Here is a 15,606-nt window from a genome sequence, read left to right as displayed (position 1 = left end):
TGATCCATCTTGACTTAGACAAAGTCCAATGTAGGATCGAGTTCGGCTCGGGCCTCCGGAGACGGTGGCGCAGGCCCGGTGACAGGGACGAAAAAGACGGAGGCGCACGTGTCGGTTCAGGGCGAGGCCATTTCGGGAACGGGTCCGCTGACCACGGAGTCCGGAGCTCCGGTCGCGGACAACCAGAACAGCGAGTCCGCGGGCTTCGGCGGCCCCGTCCTGGTGCAGGACCAGTCGCTGATCGAGAAGCTCGCGCACTTCAACCGCGAGCGGATCCCGGAGCGCGTGGTGCACGCCCGTGGCGCCGGGGCGTACGGCACCTTCACCGTGACGGCGGACGTCACCCGGTACACGCGGGCCGCGTTCCTCTCCCAGGTGGGCAAGCAGACCGAGACGTTCCTGCGCTTCTCCACCGTCGCGGGCAACCTCGGTTCGGCCGACGCGGTGCGCGACCCCCGCGGTTTCGCGCTGAAGTTCTACACCGAAGAGGGAAACTACGACCTCGTCGGCAACAACACCCCGGTGTTCTTCATCAAGGACGCCATCAAGTTCCCCGACTTCATCCACACCCAGAAGCGCGACCCGTACACCGGCTCGCAGGAGGCGGACAACGTCTGGGACTTCTGGGGTCTGTCGCCGGAGTCCACGCACCAGGTGACCTGGCTCTTCGGTGACCGCGGCATCCCGGCCACGCTGCGCCACATGAACGGCTACGGCTCGCACACCTACCAGTGGAACAACGAGGCCGGCGAGGTCTTCTGGGTCAAGTACCACTTCAAGACCGACCAGGGGATCAAGAACCTCGCCGCCGAAGAGGCCGCCAAGCTCGCGGGTGAGGACCCGGACAGCCACCAGCGCGATCTGCGCGAGTCCATCGAGCGCGGCGACTTCCCGAGCTGGACCGTGCAGGTGCAGATCATGCCGGCGGCCGACGCGGCGACCTACCGCTTCAACCCCTTCGACCTCACCAAGGTGTGGCCGCACGAGGACTACCCGCCGATCGAGATCGGCAAGCTGGAGCTCAACCGCAACCCGGAGAACATCTTCGCCGAGGTCGAGCAGTCGATCTTCTCTCCGGCGCACTTCGTGCCGGGCATCGGCCCGTCCCCGGACAAGATGCTCCAGGGCCGGCTCTTCGCCTACGGCGACGCCCACCGCTACCGCGTCGGCATCAACGCCGACCACCTGCCGGTGAACCGCCCGCACGCCACCGAGGCGCGGACGCACAGCCGTGACGGCTACGCCTACGACGGCCGGCACGGCCGCGCCAAGAACTACGAGCCCAACAGCTTCGGCGGGCCGCAGGAGACCGGCCGGCCGCTGTGGCAGCCCGTCGAGGTCACCGGCTACACGGGCAGCACCGCCGCCCCCACGCACGCCGAGGACAACGACTTCGTCCAGGCGGGCAACCTCTACCGGCTGATGTCGGAGGACGAGAAGGGCCGGCTGATCGACAACCTCGCCGGCTTCATCGCCAAGGTCTCCCGCGACGACATCGCCGAGCGTGCGATCGCCAACTTCCGCCAGGCGGACCCCGACTACGGCAAGCGGCTCGAAGCCGCGGTCCAGGCCCTGCGCGGCTGAGTCCCGCGGCGGTCCGACCGCCACGGGGCTGGTCCCAACAGCCGCTTGCCGTACCAACCGGAGGGACCGGACGCCAATGGGCTCCGGTCCCTCCGGCTTTTCCGCTCAGCCCGCCAGTACGCCCGTCTGCCGTCGCCCCGCGCGCAGGGGTGCCCAGCGGCGGATGATGTCGCGGACCGACACGATGCCGACGGGCTCGTGGTCGTCGAGGACGATCAGATGCCGGAAGCCGCCGTGTGCCATGGCGGACGCGGCTTCCTCCAGCGTCCATTCCGGGGCCGCGAAGACGACGTCCGTCGTCGTGTGGCCCTGCACGGTCTCCCGGTCCGGATCCTCGCCGGCGCCGACCGAGTTGAGGATGTCGCGTTCGGTGAGGATGCCGAGCCCGCTGGTGTCCGGATCGAGAACGATGGCCGCTCCTATCCGGCGCGCGGACATCATCCGCGCGGCCTGCCTGAGGGTATGGGCGGGACCGATGGTGAGGACCACTGTGCTCATGGCGTCGTGGACGAGCATGGTCGGAGCCACCTCCTTGGTGGACCGTGAATCCGAGAAAGGATTCACAAGTTCACAAGCGTGGGGGCTGTCATCGTCACACGCCCGCGTGGGCACAACAAGAGGGCGTGCGGAGGCGGAATCACCGACCCGCGCGCTTCGACGTCAAGGTTTGAACCGGGGGCGCCTCCTGACGGTGAACGGCCCCCGGTGGCGCGCCCTACTTGGTGAAGTAGCCCAGCAGTTCGTCGTGGAGCAGTCCGTTCGACGCGGCGGCGTTCCCGCTGTGCGGGCCGGGGCGACCGTCCAGACCGGTGAAGCGCCCGCCCGCCTCCTCGACGATGACGACGTTCGCCGCCATGTCCCACAGCGACAGCTCCGGCTCGGCGCACATGTCCACCGAGCCCTCGGCGACCATCATGTACGGCCAGAAGTCGCCGTAGCCGCGCGTCCGCCAGCAGTCCCGCGACAGGTCCAGGAAGCCCGGCAGCATGCCGCGCTCCTCCCAGCCCGACAGCGAGGAGTACGCGAACGACGCGTCCTCGATCCGGCCCACCCGCGAGGCCTGCAGCCGCGTCGCCGACAGCAGGCTGCGCCCGGTGAAGGCCCCCGAGCCCTTCGCCGCCCACCAGCGGCGGCCCAGCGCCGGCGCCGACACCACGCCGACGACCGGCTCGAAGCCGCCCTCGACCTGCACCATCAGCGAGATCAGCGTGGCCCAGACCGGCACCCCGCGGACGTAGTTCTTGGTCCCGTCGATCGGGTCGATCACCCAGCGGCGCGGACCCGTGCCCTCGGCCCCGAACTCCTCGCCCAGCACGGCGTCCCGCGGCCGGGCCCGCTGGAGATGGCCGCGGATCAGCTCCTCGGCGGCCTTGTCCGCCTCGCTCACCGGAGTCATGTCCGGTTTGGTCTCGACCTTGAGGTCGAGGGCCTTGAACCGGTCCATGGTCGCCGCGTCGGCGGCGTCCGCGAGGACGTGGGCCAGACGCAGATCATCGTGGTAGTCGGACATGACTGCACACTACCCGGGGGTGCCCCGCGGCCCCGTGCGGCCCGCCCGGGTCTTGACACCGTCTGGCGGTGCGTCAATTCTGAGCCCAGACCGTCGTGCGGCCGCACGGCCGGGGAGGCGACGATGCCCGCGGCACGAGAACTCTTGCTGGACGCGGCCTTCGTGGCGCTCGCCGCCCGGCCCTGGAGCGGGGTCCGGATGGTCGACGTCGCGGCCGCGGCCGGGGTGTCCCGGCAGACGCTGTACAACGAATTCGGCGGCAAGGACGGCCTCGGGCGCGCGCTGGTGCGCCGCGAGGCGGACGCGTTCCTCGCCGGTGTGGAGCGCACCCTCGCCGACGCCGCCGCCCGTGGCGTCGGCGATCCCGGCGACCACTGCGCCGCCGTGGCCCTGTGGACCCTGCGGACGGCCCGGACGAACCCGCTCGTACGGGCCGTGCTCACCGGCTGCCGTAGCGAGCGGCTCCCGGCCACCGCGCCCGCCGCCGTTCCGGCGCAGCGCGCCCGGCCCGAGACCCCGGTCCTGCGGGGCGCGCCCACGCCGACGGCGATGGCCGACCGGATCAGGGACCGGGTGGTCGGCGCGATCGCGCCGACCACCGCCCCGGAGGGGACCCGGCGGGCCTGCGCGGCCGCGGTCCGGCTGACGCTGTCCTATGTGCTCGCCCCGGGAGACTCCGACGAGGCGGTGGCGGTCGACGTCGCGCGACTCGTCCGCGCCCTCCTCGCCGACGGGTGAGCGCACCCGGCCCCGGACGGGCCGGGGCTCAGTGCGACGAGCCGGAGAGCTGGAGCCCGATCACGCCCACGATCACGAACGCGATCGAGACGAGCTTGAGGGTCGAGACCAGGTCGTCCAGGAAGACCATGCCGTAGATCGCCGTGCCGGCCGCGCCGATGCCCGTCCAGACGGCGTAGGCCGGGCCCACGTCGAGCCGTCTGAGCGCGAGCGTCAGCAGGCCGAAGCTGCCGAGCGCGAAGCAGGCGAAGGCGATCGTGGGCCACAGCCGGGTGAAGCCGTGGGAGAGCTTGAGGCAGACGGCGAAGCCGGTCTCCAGCAGCCCGGCGACCACGACCAGCAGCCACGCCATCAGATTGCCTCCCGTATTCGCGACCGCGCCGGCACTCCGGTGCTCTTGCATGCCTTTGCCACTGGCGGTCACTCGCAAACGTAGGCGATCAGTCGCCTTCGCGCCGCTCCCGGGTCGCGAGCAGCCGCCGCAGGGAGTAGAGCCGCTGCGGATCGGCGTGACCGTCCGTCACCCACTGGTCCAGCGCGCAGTCCGGCTCGTCGTGGCTGCACGCGCGCGGGCAGTCCTCCGTGCCGGTCACCAGGTCGGGGAAGGCGAGGATGACCCGCGAGGGGTCCACGTGGTGCAGCCCGAAGGACCGGACGCCCGGGGTGTCGATCACCCAGCCCGTATCGCCCGGGAGGGGCAGGGCCAGCGCCGACGTCGTCGTGTGCCGGCCGCGGCCGGTGACGGCGTTGACGTGGCCGGTGGCCCGCTGCCGCTCGACGAGCGCGTTGACGAGGGTGGTCTTGCCGACGCCCGAGTGCCCGACGAACGCGGTGACCCGGTCCGTCAGCCGCTCCCGGACCCGCTCGGCGGCGGCCCCGGCGGCCAGCTCCTCACGGCTGGTCACCACGTGGGGCACGCCCAGTGCCCCGTAGGACTCCAGGAGCTTGTCGGGCGAGGCCAGGTCCGACTTCGTCAGCACGAGCAGCGGCTCCAGCCCCGCGTCGTACGCCGCGACCAGACAGCGGTCGATGAGCCGGGGGCGCGGCTCGGGGTCGGCGAGGGCGGTGACGATCGCGAGCTGGTCGGCGTTGGCGACGACGACCCGCTCGAAGGGGTCGTCGTCGTCAGCCGTACGGCGCAGCACGGAGGAGCGCTCCTCGACCCGGACGATCCGCGCGAGGGTGTCCTTGGCGCCGCTCAGGTCGCCGACGACGGCGACCCGGTCGCCCACCACGGCCCCCTTGCGCCCCAGTTCGCGCGCCTTCATCGCGATGATGGTGCGGTCCTCGACGAGGACGTGCAGCCGGCCCCGGTCGACGGTGAGGACGAAGCCCTCGGAGGCGTCCTCGTGCTTGGGGCGGATGTTGGTGCGGGGACGGTTGCCCTTGCGGTTGGGGCGGACGCGGATGTCGTCCTCGTCGGGGTTCTTGCCGTAGCGGCGCATGGTGCTCTTCCGCTCTCTCAGACTCTGCCTGCCGGGGCCGCCCCGGCGACCGGCCCGAGCATGCCGGTCCACAGGGCCGGGAAGTCGGGGAGGGTCTTGGCGGTGGTGGCCACGTTCTCCACCTGGACGCCCTCGACGGCCAGGCCGATGACGGCGGCCGCGGTGGCGAGCCGGTGGTCCTCGTAGGTGTGGAAGACGCCGCCGTGCAGGGCGCGCGGGCGGATGTGCAGCCCGTCCTCGGTCTCGGTGACGTCGCCACCGAGCTCGTTGATCTCCTTGGCGAGGGCCGCGAGCCGGTCGGTCTCGTGCAGCCGCAGATGGGCGATGCCGCGCAGGACGGACTCGGAGTCGGCGAGGGCGGCGACCGCCGCGATCACCGGGGACAGCTCGCCGACCTCGTGCAGATCGGCGTCGATGCCGGTGATCCGGCCCGTACCGGTGAAGGTCAGACCGGCCTCGGTCAGCTCACAGCTACCGCCCATGGCGGTGAAGATGTCGCGCAGCGCGTCGCCCGGCTGGGTGGTGTGCTCGGGCCAGTCGGGGATGGTGACCTTGCCGCCGGTGACCAGGGCGGCCGCCAGGAACGGCGCCGCGTTGGACAGATCGGGCTCCACGACGATGTCCCGGCCGAGGAGGGCGCTGGGGGAGACCCGCCAGACGTCCGGCTCGCCACCGGACTCCGGGGTGTCCACCTGGGCACCGGCCATCCGCAGCATGTCCACGGTCATCCGGATGTGCGGCATCGAGGGCAGCACGCCACCGATGTGGCGCACCTCGACACCCTGGTTGAAGCGCGGCCCGGACAGCAGCAGCGCGCTCACGAACTGCGAGGACGAGGAGGCGTCGATCTCCACCGGGCCGCCGTCCAGGGCACCGCCGCCGTGCACGGTCAGCGGCAGCGCGCCGCGTTCGTTGTCGTCGATGCGGGCGCCGAGGGCGCGCAGCGCGTCGATCACGCCGTGCAGCGGGCGCTCGTAGCTGCGCGGGTCGCCGTCGAAGCGGATCGGGCCGTCGGCGAGGGCGGCGACGGGCGGCAGGAAACGCATGACCGTGCCGGCGTTGCCGACGTCGACGGTGGCCGGGCCGTGCAGCCGGGCGGGGATCACCCGCCAGGCCTCGCCCTCGGAGTCTGCGGAGGCGGAGGACACCGTCTCCTCGATGCCGACGCCCATGGCGCGCAGCGCCTCGGCCATCAGCAGGGTGTCCCGGGAGCGCAGCGGCCGGCGGACCCAGCCGGGCTCGGCGGCGAGGGCGGCCAGGACGAGGGCGCGGTTGGTGACCGACTTCGATCCGGGCACGGTGACGGTCGCGTCGACTGCTCCGGTCGCGGTCGGGGCGGGCCAGAGGTCGGTGTGCGCGGGGCTCTCGGTCATGCCTTTACCTTAGTGGCTCGTCAGGGTCACAGTCCGAGCAGCCAGCGCCCGCCGCCGGTCAGCGAGCACAGCGACACGACGTGGAAGAAGCCCAGCCAGACCACCGGCGGCACGTTCGTGAGCCGCGCCAACTGGTCCGCGTCGGAATCCGGCGCTCCGCCGTGCCGCCGCTTCCGCTGGAGCTCGAAGGCCGGCCGGACACCGCCCAGCAGCAGGAACCACACCACCCCGTACGCGAACGCCGCCTGCACCGCCGGGCCGGTCAGCCAGGAGACGAGGACGAACGCCGCCCCGGCGAGGACGACCGTCAGGACGCCGTAGGCGTTGCGGATCATCACCAGCATCGCGGCGAGCAGCGCGGTCGCGCCCCACAACAGCGCGGTGATGTGCCCGGCGGCCAGCAGCCAGGCGCCGAGGAGGCCGAGCAGGGAGGGCGCGGTGTAGCCGGCGGCGGCGGTCAGGATCATGCCGATGCCGGTCGGCTTGCCGCGCGAGACGGTCAGGCCCGAGGTGTCCGAGTGCAGCCGGATGCCGTCCAGCCGACGGCCGCTGAGCAGGGCCACGAGCCCGTGGCCGCCCTCGTGGGCGATGGTGATGGCGTTCCGGGTCACCCGCCACAGCCCGTAGGGGGCGACCGCCGCGAGCGCCAGGACAGCGGTGAGCACCACCAGCCACGTCGACGGGTCGGGCTGGGTGCCGACGACGCGGTCCCACAGGTCGGTGGCGTGCGTGCTGTCCATGTGTGAGCGGCTCCTTGGGTCTTCGTGGCAGTGTGGCACTCATGTGCGGGCGATATGCGGCGAGCCGGCGGCCGGAGGATCTGGTCGGGCTCTTCGGGGTGGAGAAGTGGGAACCGACGGAGACGCTGGCTCCGGACTGGAACGTGGCGCCGACCAAGAGCGTCCACGCGGTGCTCGAGCGTCCTTTGAAAGACGCTGCTGACCGGCGTCCGGTTCGGCAGCTGCGGGCGATGCGGTGGGGCCTGGTGCCGTCGTGGGCGAAGTCGCCCGAGGGCGCCGCGAAGATGATCAACGCGCGGTCGGAGACGGTCCACGAGAAGCCGTCCTTCCGACGGGCCTTCGAGTCACGGCGCTGTCTGCTCCCGGCCGACGGCTATTTCGAGTGGGTCACCGGGGCCGGTGAGCGCGAGCTGGAGGAGAAGGGCCGCAGGAAGCGCTCCCGCAAGCAGCCCTACTTCGTCACCCCGGCGGACGGCTCGGTCATGGCGATGGCGGGGCTGTACGAGTTCTGGCGCGACCCGACGCTGCCCGGCGACCATCCGCAGGCGTGGTGGGTGACCTGCTCGGTGCTCACGACCGAGGCCGAACCGGAGCCGTTCGCGACCGGCGGCGTCTCCGGCGAGGCCGGGCCGCGCTCGCTGGCGGAGATCCACCCGAGGATGCCGCTGGTGCTGCCGCCGGACCGGTGGGACGCGTGGCTGGACCCCGCCCGCACCGACCCCGCCGAGCTGCGCGCGCTGCTGGCGCTGCCGCCCGCCGGTCTCGTGCGGGCCTACCCGGTGGCGACGGCGGTCAGCGACGTCCGCAACAACGGGCCGGAGCTGCTCACCGAGCTCGAGGCGCCGGAGGAGACGACGCTGTTCTGAGGGGCTGTTCTGAGGCGCTGTTCGCACGGCGCGGTCGGGACGGGCGGGGGATGAGAGCGGGGACCGCGCCGTGGGGCGGCAGGATGGCCGGTGACCGATTCGGTGACCGATTCGGTGACCGCGGTGATCGACGGTCATCGGTTCAGCGCCGGATTCGCTGCCGGATTCGGTGATGGAAGAGACCACGGAGGGCCCAGTGGCCGAAGCGACTGTCGAGACGGTGCCGACCCCGGCCGGGGACGCCCGTATCCATTGGTACTCCGCGCCCCGGGCGCGGTTCACGCTCGCCCTCGGGCACGGCGCGGGCGGTGGCGTCGAGGCCCGTGACCTGCGGGCGCTCGCCGCCTCGCTGCCCGGCCGGGGGGTGAGCGTCGCGCTCGTCGAGCAGCCGTGGCGGGTCGCGGGCAAGAAGGTGGCCCCCGCGCCGAAGGCGCTCGACGCGGCCTGGGTCGCGCTGTGGCCCGCGCTCGTCGCGCCGGGTGCGGCCGTCGTCGCGGGCGGCCGGAGTGCCGGGGCCCGCGTCGCGTGCCGCACGGGTGCGGAGCTCGGCGCCGTCGCCGTCCTCGCGCTGAGCTTCCCCCTGCACCCGCCGGGCAAGCCGGAGAGGTCCCGCGCCGAGGAGCTGACGGGCGCCGGACTGCCGACGCTCGTCGTCCAGGGCGCCCGTGATCCCTTCGGGCGGCCCGAGGAATTCCCGCCGGGCACCGAGCCGGTCGCCGTGCCGTTCGGTGACCACGGCTTCGCCGTGCCGAAGAAGGCGGACGTCACGCAGGAGGACGCGCTCGCGGTGATCACTGATGCCGTCGGCGGGTGGCTGGACGGGCTGCCGCGCTGACGGCCGGCCGATCGATGACTGATCGTCGGCTGACGGGTCCACGGCCGATCGGCAAAGATCGATAAAGGGCAGGGCCCGTTGGGAATGCGACATCCGTTGCTGCTGTTGTGCCAGTCGTAGTCACGTACCGGTAGAGCAGAGGATTGGGAGTTCCCCGCATGGGTTCGATCGCTTGCCCGTCCCGCCCGCAGTCGGCCGACCTCGAATGGTCGGTGCTGCGCGTGGCCCGTCCGGCCCTGGCTGGAGCGGCGGGCGCACCGGATCGTCGTCTATTCTCCGATTCGAGCGGGTCCGTATCCGGTTCCGCCACTGTGCTGGAGGAGGTGGGTCCGGTCGCTGGGACCGACGCGGGGACGGATGACAGCCAGGAGCGGCAGCCCACGGAGAGCGTCGCTGAGCGGAATGCGCGCTTCGAGCGGGATGCGCTCACCTTCCTCGACCAGATGTACTCGGCCGCCCTGCGCATGACGCGCAATCCCGCTGACGCGGAGGACTTGGTCCAGGAGACGTACGCGAAGGCCTACGCGTCCTTCCACCAGTTCCGCGACGGTACGAACCTCAAGGCGTGGCTGTACCGCATTCTGACCAACACGTTCATCAATTCGTACCGCAAGAAGCAGCGTGAGCCGCTGCGCAGCGCCTCCGAGGAGATCGAGGACTGGCAGCTGGCGCGTGCCGAGTCGCATATGTCGACCGGACTGCGCTCCGCCGAGTCCCAGGCGCTCGACCATCTTCCCGACTCCGATGTCAAGGAGGCCCTCCAGGCCATCCCCGAGGAATTCCGCATAGCGGTCTACCTCGCGGACGTGGAGGGCTTTGCCTACAAGGAGATCGCGGACATCATGGGTACGCCCATCGGTACGGTCATGTCCCGACTGCACCGGGGCCGTCGTCAGCTGCGCGGAATGCTCGAGGACTACGCCCGCGAGCGGGGACTGGTTCCGGCTGGGGCCACCCCCGGAGCGAAGGGCTCCGACGAGTCGCACAATCGGAAAGGCTCGGACTCATGAGCTGCGGAGACCCGCACGAGACGGACTGCTCTGAAGTCCTCGACCATCTTTACGAGTTCCTCGATCACGAGATGCCCGACGGTGACTGCGCCAAATTCGAGGTGCACATCGACGAGTGCTCCCCGTGCCTGGAGAAGTACGGGCTGGAGCAGGCCGTGAAGAAGCTCGTCAAGCGCTGCTGCGGCCACGACGACGTCCCGGCCGACCTCCGGTCGAAGGTCATGGGCCGGATCGAGATGATCCGCGCCGGTGAGGCCCTGCCCGAGCAGGACGTCGTGGCCGAGGCCAGGGCGGCGGAGGCGGCGGCGGACGCGGTCTCCCGGGACTGAGTGGTCCCCGGGCGCTCTCCTTCCCGCGTCGCGCCCGGATCGGACCGAAGCAAACCACCGCGCCCGGGATCATCACCCGAAGGTGTGCATCCGGCAGATACGGGCCGGGCAATCCCTCGATGCGCCGTTCTCCGGCCGTATATGAGCCTATTCTCCCCATCCACGGGCAAGCCTGAGTGGACGGGAGGACGCGCCATGTGGGCACTTCCGGCGACGGCGCGCGCCCTGGTCGTGGGCGCCGTACTCGCCGCAGCGCTGTGCGCCGCCCCCGCGCTGCGGGCCGGTTCCGGCGTTTCCTGGGCGACGGTCGCCCTGCTCGCCGCGGTCTGCGCGGCCGCCGAGCGGCTGCCCCGCCGGTCCCTCGCCCTCCCCGTGCTGCTCACCGCCGCATTTCTGCTGCCACCTGCCGCCGCCGCGCTCGTCGCCGTGCCGGGCGCGTTCGTCGGCAGGGTCGAGCGGCCCCCGGTGGCCACGCGCCGTCTGTGGCACGCGGCCCAGCAGTCCCTGGCCGCGTGGGCCGCCTCGTACGTCTTCGCCGTGTTCCCGCCGCTCCCCGGCCTCCACGCGCTGCCTTCCGCCCTCGCCGCCGCCCTGGTCTGCGCTCTCCTCGTCGCCGTCCTCGACGGGGCGATCCAGGTCACCGCCGAACACCGCCCGCCCCACGAGGCCTGGCGCGGTCTGCCGACCGGCTCGCTCGTGCCCGCGCTCGTCCACGGACCGGCCGCGCTGCTGGCCGCGATCCTGTGGCGGGGGACGTACGGGCCGGCCGCGGCACTGCTCGTGCTGCTGCCCATGGCCCTGTCCGGCCGGCTCCTGGACAGCGGCAGGCGCGAGCGCGCCGCCCAGCAGGCCGCGGTCCGGGCGCTGGTGCAGGCCGTCGACCTCAAGGACCGCTACACCCGGGCCCACTGCGAGCGCGTCGGGCGGGCCTCGGTGCTGATCGCCCGCGAGCTGGGCATGACCGGGGAGCGGCTGGAGGCGATGCGCCTCGCGGGCGTGCTGCACGACATCGGCAAGATCGGCGTCCCCACCCGGCTGCTGCGCAAGGACGGGCCGCTCACCCCCGAGGAGCGCCGCGTCATCGAACTCCACCCGGAATACGGGCACGAGATCGTGCGCGGCATCGCCTTCCTGGACGAGGCGCGGGCGGCGATCCTGCACCACCACGAGCGGCTGGACGGCAAGGGCTACCCGCACGGACTGACGGGACATCAAATCCCGGAGTTCGCCCGCGTCGTCGCCGTCGCGGATGCCTTCGACGCCATGACCTCCAACCGCAGCTACAGCCGAGCGCGCCCGGTCCCCGTCGCCCTCGCCGAACTCCACCGGTGCGCGGGCTCCCATTTCGACCCCCGCATGGTCGCCGCCCTGACCCGCGCCCTGGACCACCGGGGCTGGGGCCCCGTGGCCCCGGCGGACGCATCCGACCTGGTCCTTTCCACCAGCCGAAACGTCCCTTCGGGCTGTAGTGCGGAAGCGGCCGTGGGCCGCGGGGGCGAGCGATGACCCACCGCGGCGGCGCCCGCGGCCCGAGCGCCGACGTCCACCCGGCCGACGCCGAGGGGACGAAGGCGCCGCCCGGCCACCCCGTGGCCTCGGGCCCCGGCTTCGACGACGAGGGGTGGCCCGGCGGCGAGCCGTGGCCGTCACCGTGGCCGCACGGGTACCGGTGGGCCCCCGACGCGGCCGACGGGTACGGGCGCCGCCCCGGCAAAGCGACCGACACCACCGACGCCCCGGCGGGCCTGACCGAGGGCGCCCGTGGCGCGTGGCCGGAATCGAGGGCGGTCGGAGCCCGGCCGGGCCGGGGGAATCTGCCGGGTGCGCCGCCGGCCGGGGCTGCCGGGCGTGATCCCGGCGAGAAGGCCGACGGGCCCTGGGGTCGGCCGCGGGCGTGGCCCGTCGCCCCTGCCGAATGGGACACCCCCGCCGGTCGTCGGTTCGTCCGGGGGGTGCATGCCGTCGCCGGGGCGGTCGCCGTGCTGGCGGTGGGGTGGACCGCGTGGCACGGGGTGGCGCAGCCGCAGGTGGCGCTCGCCTGGGGAGCGCTGATCGCGCTCGGTGAGGCGGTGTGGCGGTCGCACCCGGGCGGGAAGGCCGCCCAGCCCCGGCGGCCCGCGCCCGTCGGGGCCGCCGGGGCGCTCGCGTACGCGCTGCTCGGCGCGGTCGGGGGCCGGGCCGCCGCGCACGACGTGCCGCAGGTCGTCGCCGTCGTGCTCGCCGCCACCCTCGCGGGGGCGGCCGGGCGGCCGCCCGCGCTCGACGAACTGGCCCGCCGCGTGCTGACCACCGCCTTCGCCGCCGTCTGTTTCCAGCCACCGCACCACACCGGCGCACTGGACCGGTGGCCCGGCCACGGCCCGTACTACGTGCTCTACCTCCTGTCCCTCCTCGCGCTCAGCGCCCTGGGGGACGCGCTGCTCGCCGCCGCGCTCGCCCGGGCCCGCACCGGCGGCCGGTACGGGCCGGCACTCCGCACCGAGCTGCGGGCCGTGGAAGGCCCCGGGGCCGCGATCCACGCGGCCGGTGTGGTGATCGCACCGGCCGTCGGTGCCGCCGGGCTGTGGGCGCTGCCGGCCCTCGGCCTGCCGCTGCTGTTCGTCCAGCTCGGCGCCCGTCGCCAGGAGGCCGCCCGGGCCGTCCGCCACCAGACCGTCGCCGCCCTCGCCCGCGCCACGGAGATCGCGGGCCACGTCCCCGCCGGGCGGTCCCACCGTGTCGTGGCGCTCGGCCGGGCCGTCGGGCGCGAGCTCGGCCTGAGCGCGGCGGAGCTCGACGCGGTGGAGCAGACGGCCCTGCTCCGCGATGTCGGCCGGCTCGCCCTCCCCGACGCGGCTCCGCCCGCCGAGCGGCGGCGTGCCGCACTGCTCGCCGCGGCCGTGGCCCGGCGGGCCGAGGTGCCCGCCGGGGTCGTCGTGGCGGTGGAGCGGCAGGCGGAGCCGTACCGGGCCCAGCCGCTCGCCGCCAGGATCGTCGCCACCGTCCGTGCCTACGACGCCTACGACGAGCACGATGACTACGACGACTACGACGATCCGACCGGTGACGAGGCGCGCGGGCCCCTGCGCGCGCTGGAGCGGCTCCGGCTGGCCACCGCGTACGACCACGAGCCCCGGGTGGTGGAGGCGCTCGCCCGCGTGCTGTCCCGGTGCGCCCCTGCACCCGCCGACCTCCGATAGTCCGGGAAACGCTGACTAGCCCGCTGAACCCACGGGTAATGAGCGAGCGTCCAAAGGGGCATGGTTGGATGCGAGAGACGAAGAAAATGCGGGACCGGGGGGTGTCGTGCGCGCCGCCGTCGGCAAGGAGGTCTGGTGGGCGCCGCTCCCCGCAGCACATGAGGTGTGGCAGGTTGTCGTCAGGGAGGACGGCGGCCGCCACCAGGGCGATCCGGCGTGGTTGCACGCAGAAACCGGCAGGCGGGAATCGTGAGGATCTTCGGCAAGGTACGGCACCGGCCTTCCGCCTCGTGGCGGCAGGCCACTGACCGCGCGTTCACACTCATCGGCGACGGCCGGTACGAGGACGCGGGCGCGCTGCTGACGCGGGCCGCCGACATGGAGCCGTGGCTGTCCGAGTCCTGGTTCAACCTCGCGCTGCTCCACAAGTTCCGGCACGACTGGGAGCAGGCCCGTGCCGCCGGGCTGCGGGCCGTGGCGCTGCTCGACCGCGAGACGGGCGCTCCCGACTGGTGGAACGTGGGCATCGCCGCGACGGCGCTCCAGGACTGGCCGCTGGCCCGCCGCGCCTGGCAGGCGTACGGGCTGCGGGTGCCCGGCGAGGGCAGCCCGGCCGGTGAGCCGGTCGGCATGGAGCTGGGCAGCGCGGCCGTGCGGCTCTCCCCCGAGGGCGAGGCCGAGGTCGTCTGGGGCCGTCGGCTGGACCCGGCCCGGATGGAGGTCCTGTCGATCCCGCTGCCGTCCTCCGGCCGTCGCTGGGGCGAGGTCGTGCTGCACGACGGCGTCCCGCACGGCGAGCGCGTCACCGCGGCCGGGCCCTCCTACCCCGTCTTCGACGAGATCGAGCTGTGGGCCCCCTCGCCCGTCCCGACCTGGGTGGTGCTCCTGGAGGCCGCGACCGAGGCCGACCGGGACGCCCTGGAGCGGCTCGCGGCCGACGCGGGCTTCGCCGCGGAGGACTGGTCCTCCTCGGTGCGGCTGCTGTGCCGTACGTGTTCGGAGAGCCGGATGCCCAGTGACGAGGGCGACGGGGAGCACCTGGACCCGCACGACCACAGCGAGCCGGGCCACCCGGGCCCGCTGGGCCACCGCACGGCGGGCTCCGGTTCGCTGTGGGTGCCCGAGCGCGAGGCCGGGATCGCCGCGCCCGCCGGGCTGGTGCGGGGCCTGCTGGACGGCTGGGTCGCCGACAGCCCCGACTCCCGTGAGTGGCGGGATCTCGAAGAGGTCTGCTGAGCCGGAGGCCCGTAGTGGGCCTCTGGGGCCGCCGTGTCCCCCGTACTCTGTACAGATCCTGTGGGATATGAGTTTTCCGGGTTCTGAGAGAGGCATACGGCGGACATGGCGCAGCAAGAGAGCGAGCAGCCGGTGAACGGCGAGTTCATCGTGGACACCGAGGACTGCGAGGCGCGCGAGCTCGCGTACCGCGAGCGCGGTACCTCCCGTCCGATCACCGTCGTCGGCAACCCCGTTCTGCACCGGGAGTGCAAGGACGTCACGGAGTTCGACGACAAGCTCGCCCAGCTGATCGACGACATGTTCGCCAGCCAGCGGACCGCCGAGGGCGTGGGCCTCGCCGCGAACCAGATCGGCGTGGACCTCAAGGTCTTCGTCTACGACTGCCCCGACGACGAGGGCGTCCGGCACACCGGTGTGATCTGCAACCCGGTCCTCGACGAGCTGCCGGCCGACCGCCGCGTCCTCGACGACTCCAACGAGGGCTGCCTGTCGGTCCCCACCGCCTACGCCGCGCTGGCCCGCCCCGACTACGCGGTCGTGCGCGGCCAGGACGCGAAGGGCGACCCGATCGCGATCGAGGGCACCGGCTACTTCGCCCGCTGCCTCCAGCACGAGACCGACCACCTCTACGGCCGGCTCTACATCGACCGCCTCTCCAAGCGCGAGCGCAAGGACGCCCTCCAGCAGATGGCCGAGGGCACCCCGCGCTACGAGATCGTCCCCAACGACTGATCCCGTACCGCGATACGTACCCAATG

The 15,606-nt window shown here is 73.0% G+C and carries 16 protein-coding genes; 10 read left to right on the top strand and 6 right to left on the bottom strand.

Features of this window, described 5'->3' with window-relative positions; all coding sequences use genetic code 11:
• Positions 1–108: 108 nt before the first annotated feature.
• Positions 109–1,584 (top strand): catalase, encoded by a 1,476-nt coding sequence (locus FHS38_RS09545; RefSeq protein WP_184732811.1) that lies wholly within the window; start codon positions 109–111, stop codon positions 1,582–1,584.
• A 105-nt stretch (positions 1,585–1,689) separates the two neighbouring features.
• On the opposite strand, the gene FHS38_RS09540 is transcribed toward FHS38_RS09545, so the two are convergent.
• Together FHS38_RS09540 and hisN are read right to left on the bottom strand one after the other, a co-directional pair.
• On the bottom strand, positions 1,690–2,100 hold the full coding sequence (locus tag FHS38_RS09540) for a CBS domain-containing protein (RefSeq protein WP_184732809.1): 411 nt from the start codon (positions 2,098–2,100) through the stop codon (positions 1,690–1,692).
• Between the two features lie 199 nt (positions 2,101–2,299).
• Positions 2,300–3,094, bottom strand: a complete 795-nt coding sequence (hisN, locus tag FHS38_RS09535) for a histidinol-phosphatase (protein WP_184732807.1) — start codon at positions 3,092–3,094, stop codon at positions 2,300–2,302.
• A gap of 123 nt (positions 3,095–3,217) precedes the next feature.
• Here hisN and FHS38_RS09530 point away from each other — a divergent pair, with 123 nt between their 5' ends.
• Positions 3,218–3,832: a TetR/AcrR family transcriptional regulator gene (locus FHS38_RS09530; RefSeq protein ID WP_184732805.1), complete on the top strand. Its 615-nt coding sequence runs from the start codon at positions 3,218–3,220 to the stop codon at positions 3,830–3,832.
• 28 nt (positions 3,833–3,860) lie between these two features.
• Here FHS38_RS09530 and FHS38_RS09525 read toward each other — a convergent pair whose 3' ends face one another.
• From FHS38_RS09525 to FHS38_RS09510, 4 genes are all read right to left on the bottom strand, one after another.
• Positions 3,861–4,184 (bottom strand): DMT family transporter, encoded by a 324-nt coding sequence (locus FHS38_RS09525; protein WP_184732802.1) that lies wholly within the window; start codon positions 4,182–4,184, stop codon positions 3,861–3,863.
• 88 nt (positions 4,185–4,272) lie between these two features.
• A complete protein-coding gene (rsgA, locus tag FHS38_RS09520) occupies positions 4,273–5,277 on the bottom strand; it encodes a ribosome small subunit-dependent GTPase A (protein ID WP_184732800.1) in 1,005 nt (334 codons plus the stop codon).
• 17 nt (positions 5,278–5,294) lie between these two features.
• Positions 5,295–6,650 carry a 3-phosphoshikimate 1-carboxyvinyltransferase gene (gene aroA / locus FHS38_RS09515; protein ID WP_184732798.1) on the bottom strand — a complete coding sequence of 452 codons (1,356 nt, stop codon included), beginning with the start codon at positions 6,648–6,650 and terminating at the stop codon, positions 5,295–5,297.
• Between the two features lie 26 nt (positions 6,651–6,676).
• Positions 6,677–7,390 carry a M50 family metallopeptidase gene (locus FHS38_RS09510; protein WP_184732796.1) on the bottom strand — a complete coding sequence of 238 codons (714 nt, stop codon included), beginning with the start codon at positions 7,388–7,390 and terminating at the stop codon, positions 6,677–6,679.
• Positions 7,391–7,431: 41 nt separating this feature from the next.
• On the opposite strand from FHS38_RS09510, the gene FHS38_RS09505 reads away from it, so the two are divergent.
• The 8 genes from FHS38_RS09505 (at position 7,432) to def (ending at position 15,580) form a co-directional block, all read left to right on the top strand.
• Complete coding sequence (locus tag FHS38_RS09505; RefSeq protein ID WP_184732794.1) at positions 7,432–8,256, top strand: SOS response-associated peptidase; 825 nt, start codon at positions 7,432–7,434, stop codon at positions 8,254–8,256.
• A gap of 196 nt (positions 8,257–8,452) precedes the next feature.
• Positions 8,453–9,091: an alpha/beta hydrolase family protein gene (locus tag FHS38_RS09500; RefSeq protein WP_229822304.1), complete on the top strand. Its 639-nt coding sequence runs from the start codon at positions 8,453–8,455 to the stop codon at positions 9,089–9,091.
• A gap of 323 nt (positions 9,092–9,414) precedes the next feature.
• Positions 9,415–10,101 carry a sigma-70 family RNA polymerase sigma factor gene (locus tag FHS38_RS09495; protein WP_184733384.1) on the top strand — a complete coding sequence of 229 codons (687 nt, stop codon included), beginning with the start codon at positions 9,415–9,417 and terminating at the stop codon, positions 10,099–10,101.
• Positions 10,098–10,430 carry a mycothiol system anti-sigma-R factor gene (gene rsrA, locus FHS38_RS09490; RefSeq protein ID WP_184732789.1) on the top strand — a complete coding sequence of 111 codons (333 nt, stop codon included), beginning with the start codon at positions 10,098–10,100 and terminating at the stop codon, positions 10,428–10,430. The genes FHS38_RS09495 and rsrA overlap by 4 nt, the downstream gene beginning before the upstream one ends.
• 195 nt (positions 10,431–10,625) lie before the next feature.
• Positions 10,626–11,936 carry an HD-GYP domain-containing protein gene (locus tag FHS38_RS09485; RefSeq protein WP_184732787.1) on the top strand — a complete coding sequence of 437 codons (1,311 nt, stop codon included), beginning with the start codon at positions 10,626–10,628 and terminating at the stop codon, positions 11,934–11,936.
• Positions 11,933–13,609: an HD-GYP domain-containing protein gene (locus FHS38_RS09480; protein WP_229822305.1), complete on the top strand. Its 1,677-nt coding sequence runs from the start codon at positions 11,933–11,935 to the stop codon at positions 13,607–13,609. The genes FHS38_RS09485 and FHS38_RS09480 overlap by 4 nt, the downstream gene beginning before the upstream one ends.
• 249 nt (positions 13,610–13,858) lie before the next feature.
• On the top strand, positions 13,859–14,845 hold the full coding sequence (locus FHS38_RS09475) for a tetratricopeptide repeat protein (protein ID WP_184732785.1): 987 nt from the start codon (positions 13,859–13,861) through the stop codon (positions 14,843–14,845).
• A 105-nt stretch (positions 14,846–14,950) separates the two neighbouring features.
• On the top strand, positions 14,951–15,580 hold the full coding sequence (def, locus tag FHS38_RS09470) for a peptide deformylase (protein WP_184732783.1): 630 nt from the start codon (positions 14,951–14,953) through the stop codon (positions 15,578–15,580).
• Positions 15,581–15,606: the final 26 nt, after the last annotated feature.

Origin of the sequence: Streptomyces netropsis (assembly GCF_014203545.1) — a bacterium.
In the GTDB taxonomy this organism is placed as follows: domain Bacteria; phylum Actinomycetota; class Actinomycetes; order Streptomycetales; family Streptomycetaceae; genus Streptomyces; species Streptomyces netropsis.
The sequence above is the reverse complement of the archived record's forward strand: the minus strand, read 5'-3'. Positions and strand labels throughout refer to the sequence as shown.

Bases quoted from the DNA above. Each gene is read 5' to 3' on its own strand.
- FHS38_RS09510 (WP_184732796.1), bottom strand. From the start codon at position 7,390: ATGGACAGCACGCACGCCACCGACCTGTGGGACCGCGTCGTCGGCACC.
- aroA (WP_184732798.1), bottom strand. From the start codon at position 6,650: ATGACCGAGAGCCCCGCGCACACCGACCTCTGGCCCGCCCCGACCGCG.
- rsrA (WP_184732789.1), top strand. From the start codon at position 10,098: ATGAGCTGCGGAGACCCGCACGAGACGGACTGCTCTGAAGTCCTCGAC.
- hisN (WP_184732807.1), bottom strand. From the start codon at position 3,094: ATGTCCGACTACCACGATGATCTGCGTCTGGCCCACGTCCTCGCGGAC.
- def (WP_184732783.1), top strand. From the start codon at position 14,951: ATGGCGCAGCAAGAGAGCGAGCAGCCGGTGAACGGCGAGTTCATCGTG.
- FHS38_RS09540 (WP_184732809.1), bottom strand. From the start codon at position 2,100: ATGCTCGTCCACGACGCCATGAGCACAGTGGTCCTCACCATCGGTCCC.
- FHS38_RS09525 (WP_184732802.1), bottom strand. From the start codon at position 4,184: ATGGCGTGGCTGCTGGTCGTGGTCGCCGGGCTGCTGGAGACCGGCTTC.
- rsgA (WP_184732800.1), bottom strand. From the start codon at position 5,277: ATGCGCCGCTACGGCAAGAACCCCGACGAGGACGACATCCGCGTCCGC.
- FHS38_RS09530 (WP_184732805.1), top strand. From the start codon at position 3,218: ATGCCCGCGGCACGAGAACTCTTGCTGGACGCGGCCTTCGTGGCGCTC.
- FHS38_RS09480 (WP_229822305.1), top strand. From the start codon at position 11,933: ATGACCCACCGCGGCGGCGCCCGCGGCCCGAGCGCCGACGTCCACCCG.
- FHS38_RS09485 (WP_184732787.1), top strand. From the start codon at position 10,626: ATGTGGGCACTTCCGGCGACGGCGCGCGCCCTGGTCGTGGGCGCCGTA.
- FHS38_RS09505 (WP_184732794.1), top strand. From the start codon at position 7,432: ATGTGCGGGCGATATGCGGCGAGCCGGCGGCCGGAGGATCTGGTCGGG.